The organism is Mesorhizobium caraganae (assembly GCF_016836705.1).
Taxonomy (GTDB): Bacteria; Pseudomonadota; Alphaproteobacteria; order Rhizobiales; family Rhizobiaceae; genus Mesorhizobium; species Mesorhizobium caraganae.
Genome location: NZ_JAFCGY010000149.1, coordinates 1 through 447 on the forward strand (window position 1 = coordinate 1; position 447 = coordinate 447).

The following is a 447-nucleotide window of genomic DNA, read 5'->3' on the forward strand; positions in this document are numbered from 1 at the left end:
GCGCTGGTGTGAGCGCGTCGGTGGGCGGGTGCGGCCGGCGCCGTCACTTCGGCGGCGCCTCGATGGTGTAGCAGATCACGCACATGCCCTGCAGCACGATGGTGTTGGGGTTGGCGGCCTTGTAGGTGTAGCGCGAGTGGTGCTCCGGCGAGAGGTAGCTCGGCGGCGCGGTCACTTCGGCGACCGGGATCGGGCTGCTGTCCTTGGCGCCGTCTTTGGCGCCCTGCAACTGGGCGCAGTACTCCGCCGACATGATCCGGGCCACGTGCCAGTGATCGACCTGGCCGCACGACTTGGTTTGCACCCCGCCGGCACCGGCCGGACACGAGCCGGGCGGCCGGCGCAGCAGGTCGGCATGGAAATCGGCGACCTGCTTGGAAGTGAAAGCGAACTTGCCGACCGGGCGGACCTGCACGCCGTCGGCGTAGCACTGCGGATTGGTCTGGT

At 69.4% G+C, this 447-nt stretch carries 1 protein-coding gene; it reads right to left on the reverse strand.

Annotated features, from left to right (window positions below):
• Positions 1-43 precede the first annotated feature (43 nt).
• A partial coding sequence (locus tag JQK88_RS35715) for a hypothetical protein (protein WP_203281288.1) occupies positions 44-447 on the reverse strand: 404 nt, incomplete at its 5' end.